Origin of the sequence: Vibrio sp. V42_P2S4T144 (assembly GCF_009904715.1) — a bacterium.
In the GTDB taxonomy this organism is placed as follows: domain Bacteria; phylum Pseudomonadota; class Gammaproteobacteria; order Enterobacterales; family Vibrionaceae; genus Vibrio; species Vibrio alginolyticus.
Map to the genome: position 1 here is coordinate 1 of NZ_WXWS01000202.1, position 4,887 is coordinate 4,887.

Sequence of the window (4,887 nt, forward strand, 5' to 3'; positions counted from 1 at the left end):
TCTCAGAACGCATCAATAAATTGGCGAAAGCGTTAACGGATGGCGTTTATGAGCGTGAACATACGATCAAGCTCTGCCTTCTTGCTGCACTTGCTGGTGAAAGTGTTTTTCTTTTAGGCCCCCCTGGTATTGCAAAAAGCTTAATTGCCAAACGACTCATCCAAGCGTTCGATAACAGCAGTTACTTCGAATACCTGATGACGCGCTTCTCAACCCCTGAAGAGGTGTTTGGGCCACTGAGTATCCAAGAGCTAAAAGACAACGGCCGTTATGTTCGCTTAACTAAAGGGTATTTGCCAACTGCACAAGTCGTATTTTTGGATGAAATCTGGAAGGCGGGGCCTGCAATTCTTAACACATTGCTGACAGTGGTTAATGAGAAAACATTCAAAAATGGCAGCGATATCGAGCGTGTGCCAATGCGCCTGTTGGTATCGGCTTCCAATGAATTACCCGATGAAGATAGTGGATTGGATGCCCTCTACGACCGCATGTTGGTGCGTGTGTTTGTGAATCGAATTCAGAATAAACAAAACTTTAAGTCGATGTTGACTGTGGGCACATCGCAAGAGGCACAAGTACCAGAAGGCCTAGCGATAACTGATGAAGAATATCATCAATGGCAACAACAGCTCGACAAATTGACGCTAACCGATAATGCATTCGAAAAGCTTTTCCAGCTTAAAACGATGTTAGAAAGCAAAGTTGAAGCTCAGTTTGGCGATGTGGCCAATACCGACATGTATGTCTCTGACCGCCGCTGGAAGAAAGCCGTGAAGTTGTTAAAAGCGAGCGCGTTTTTTAATGGTCGCGATGAAGTCAATCCGCTTGACCTTCTACTGCTGCAAGATTGTTTATGGAACAGTCCTGAATCGCGAGATGTGGTACGTGAAGTGGTTCAAGAGTTCGCCTTAAAACATGCATTTGATCAACAAGACGCGGAGCAGGAAATTGAGTACTGCCGAGAGTCTTTGGTTGATGTTCAACATGAACTTGAAGATGCCTACCGCATGACGTTAACGTCTGAAGCGGCAACGGGCATTTTGCGTAAAGAAACCATGCGCTTCGATACCTCTAAAGCCAAGATGTACAAAGTTGGCGCAGCCGTTAACTTAGTTAAATTGGTTGTCTTGCAAAGCAACATGTCGGTTTCAGAATCAGAAAAAGGTGATAGCCGCTGGGTTTATGTACCCAAAGATGAGTTAGATCGAGTCATTAAAGAGGGAAGCGGTGATGTGTATGGCTACGTCAATCAAAACACCAACATGTGCCGTTTACGATTTGACGTTGACGCGGCGAATAACCTAGTTATCCGTGATATCGCGAACCGAGGCATTCTGGTTAGCCTAGTGACTCAAGAGGGCTTGGATGTAGAGCTTTACCAAAAGTGGTTAACGCAGAGCGAAAAAGCCGTAAATCAGCTTAGTGAGGCAGAACACCATATGCGCAAGGTGAAAGCGAACTTTCATGATGCGCTTCCGCATAGCTTTGTTGATCCTGAACTACCCCGCCTAATGGAGTCGAGTCTACAACAGGTCAGTCAGAGACTTGAATCAATCCAAGCAGAAAGTGAAAAAGTTATCCAACGCTTTAAAAACTTAAATCAGTTTTTCTCATAAGGAGACGACATGCTAGGTGCAGACGGACTTAACCTCGCGCTGATGGTGGCCGACTCCGGCATCATCGATAGCGCAGTTAATGATTTGATGGCTCGTTCACAAGTCATGATGATGGCAGAAAACAGAGGTGTTAAATCTTCGGTCAAAGGTCACTTGTTAAAGTGGCGAGGCAGTGTTAAAAAACGGATCACCAAGGTATGTGAGACAGAGCGTTTCCAACAAGAGCTGTCTTTATATCAAGAGGTTATTCATTGGGATGAAGAGGCGTTTTTTGAAAACATCGAAGATGTGATTAAAAAGCTGGAATGGCACTCTGCGTTTTACATGCAAGCTCGCCGAATGATGGAAAAGAACAAAGGGATGAATAACCCTATGTTCCCTCATTACTTTTGTGATCAATGGTACCAAAGCCTCACCGATGCTATAAAACAAGCGCAAGTAAGCGAGCTTGAAGCCAATAAAGAAAAGGTGCTGAAAGACCTGTATCAACGTATGGAAACCATGCGTAATATGGATAAAGTCACGGAGTCGGGTGACGCTGAAAGTGTAGGGCGCCTGTGGGATATGGCATCTGCCAAGTTGAGTAAAACAGACTTAACGGTGATGAAACGCCATGCTGAGTTTCTGAAGAAGCACCAAGGCTTGCAAGAAATTGCGGAGCAACTCGGTCGTATGGCGGGGCAAGTAAATGATCCTGAACTAAATCGTGCGCCCACTGAAGAACTTCAATTGGTCGAAGAGAAAAGTGATGAGGCGACGGATGATATTGTCGGTATTCACGAAAGCGATGATCTAAATAAGCTACTTCCCAACGAAACGATGTTTTTGGCGTATCCTGAACTTGAAGTTGTGTTCTATAAACACTTAGTTGATAAACGGCTCATGAACTATCGTACACAAGGCAAATCGCGCACGTTACGTAAAGTTAAAGCTCACCGACCTGACCATAAAGCGGTAGATATCGAAAAAGGCCCCTTCATTGTTTGTGTGGACGCGTCCGGTTCCATGAGTGGCTTTCCTGAGCAATGCGCCAAAGCCATGGCTTATGCTCTGATGCAAATCGCACTAGCGGAGCAACGTGATTGCTATGTCATTATTTTTTCTACGGAACACATTACCTACGAACTAACCAAACAAGATGGTCTGCGCGAGGCGGCGGACTTTCTAACTTATAGCTTCCATGGTGGTACAGACTTAGAGCCAACTTTGATTAAATCTATCGACTTGATGAGCGGTGATAAATATAAAAACGCAGACATGGTAGTCATTTCCGACTTTATCGCGCCAAAACAACAAGACGAGTTACTGGCCAAAGTGGATGCGCTCAAGGCGAAGAAAAACCGTTTTCACGCGATTAGCTTATCGAAATACGGAAATCCTGCATTAATGTCGATGTTTGATCACACTTGGTCTTATCACCCTAATGTTGTGGGAAGATTGCTAAAAAGGGTCAGCAACTATTAAACGCCTTAATGTTTCATGGGACAAAACGAACTGAAAGCTAGATTTATATTGCTTCGTTTTAAGCCAATAAGATCGAACTTTGGTCGAATTGACTTAAAAGAAATCAAACGAACAGAAAATGAAATATTTTTGTTTGACTATCTTCTCTCAATCCGTAAAGTAGCCACCAACGCAACGGGGTAGAGCCCTGAAGCGTAATAAAAAAAGGCGCCTTGGCAGAGTGGCTATGCAGCGGATTGCAAATCCGTGGACCTCGGTTCGACTCCGGGAGGCGCCTCCATTATTCTTTGATAGCGAATGGCTTTCGAGAATAAATGCGACACTAGCTCAGTTGGTAGAGCGCAACCTTGCCAAGGTTGAGGTCACGAGTTCGAACCTCGTGTGTCGCTCCAAATTATTCAGATATGGCCATGGCGGTATCTCGATGCCAAGTGCATCAACTTAAAACCAGCGAAAGCTGGTTTTTTTGTATCTGAAGACTGATAAATTCACACCATCTCTTTTTCATTACCTGTGAGCTTAGCAACACCATCTCTGTCACGAGTTTCTGATATTAAGTGTGACCCCATGTTTCGCACCTCAGCCAATTTCAGTTTACAATACGGGCTTCCAAAGGATTTGACGAAGACGCATGAGAAATACCGACGATTACATCATTTTTTATCACTTGATCGAGCAAGGTTCATTCAGTGCTGCCGCGAGACATATGTCACTGACCAAATCGGTCGTCAGTAAACGCATTGCCAAGCTTGAACAAGAGCTTGGTGTACAGCTTCTCTACCGAACAACGCGAACGCTAACGTTGACTGAAGCAGGACGAGCGTTTTTTACTCATGCAAAAGCGGTTTATCAAGCGGTGGCAACGGCGGAAGAATCCATTGTGGGTTTAGGTAAAAACTTATCTGGACACATTAAAATTTCGGTGCCTACTATCTCTGGTGAATTAATTCTTCCTCAAGTGATTAATGAATTTAATCAGAAATACCCAGACATCAATATCGATATGGATCTAGATAATCGTTTCGTCGATATCGTGAATGAACGTTTTGATTTGGCAATTAGAACGGGTGTGTTGCCAGATTCTAGTCTGATTGCAAGAAAGCTGGTGGATGCGAATTGGATCATTTGCGCGTCACCCCAATACCTAGCTAAACATGGCATACCTAAACAACCTCAAGCCTTGGCTAAACACAATTGTTTAGTCTATTCCTACCAAGAAACCGGAGCGCATGAGTGGGCGTTTAAAGATGGAGACGAGGTATATCAAATCACCGTCGACGGTAACCTCTGTACCAACAATTCTTCTGTATTGAGAAATGTAGCGCTGTTAGGGCAGGGAATCATCTATGTACCGCGTGTATTGGTTTATGAAGACTTAAAACAAGGCAGTCTGATTCAGTTATTTAAAGACGAAACAGCCAAATGTTTGGGTATTTATGCGGTGTATCCTTACACTCGTCAACAACCAGAAAAAATTAAGATCTTCATTGATCATCTATACACAAGCTTTCAAAGTCAAAACCATCGATTTTAAGCCAATAACTCAACACCGATCGTTATATTGGTGTTGAGCTTATGTTTCCATCTTCATTTCTAAGAATCCTCTTAAATTTAGGGGCTTACGCTTCTCCTCGTTTTCTTCACTAATATTGATAACAAGATACCCCGCACAACTGTTAACAAATGGTTTTGCTATTGTTTCTTTTAAGAAACGGTCTGTTTCTTACGTTAAATTTCTCAAATGTGAAAGATAAGTGACAGAAAAATAAAGAATTATTTTGTTTGTTGTTTGTTGATTACGTAT

The 4,887-nt window shown here is 43.2% G+C and carries 3 protein-coding genes and 2 tRNA genes; all 5 read left to right on the top strand.

The window, feature by feature from the left end:
• Positions 1–1,619, top strand: a 1,619-nt coding sequence (locus tag CAG68_RS06935; RefSeq protein WP_161440963.1) for an ATPase RavA domain-containing protein, incomplete at its 5' end; no start/stop codon positions are given.
• A 9-nt stretch (positions 1,620–1,628) separates the two neighbouring features.
• Positions 1,629–3,083 (top strand): ATPase RavA stimulator ViaA, encoded by a 1,455-nt coding sequence (gene viaA, locus CAG68_RS06940; protein ID WP_017820201.1) that lies wholly within the window; start codon positions 1,629–1,631, stop codon positions 3,081–3,083.
• Positions 3,084–3,289: 206 nt separating this feature from the next.
• Positions 3,290–3,363 (top strand) — tRNA-Cys (locus tag CAG68_RS06945).
• 36 nt (positions 3,364–3,399) lie between these two features.
• Positions 3,400–3,475: transfer RNA gene (locus tag CAG68_RS06950), tRNA-Gly, on the top strand.
• A gap of 239 nt (positions 3,476–3,714) precedes the next feature.
• The gene (locus CAG68_RS06955) at positions 3,715–4,617 is read left to right on the top strand and encodes a LysR family transcriptional regulator (RefSeq protein ID WP_005375982.1); all 903 of its coding nucleotides are present in this window, start codon (positions 3,715–3,717) and stop codon (positions 4,615–4,617) included.
• Positions 4,618–4,887 lie beyond the last annotated feature (270 nt).

Coding starts and splice junctions, on each gene's coding strand:
- viaA (WP_017820201.1), top strand. CDS start 1,629: ATGCTAGGTGCAGACGGACTTAACCTCGCGCTGATGGTGGCCGACTCC.
- CAG68_RS06955 (WP_005375982.1), top strand. CDS start 3,715: ATGAGAAATACCGACGATTACATCATTTTTTATCACTTGATCGAGCAA.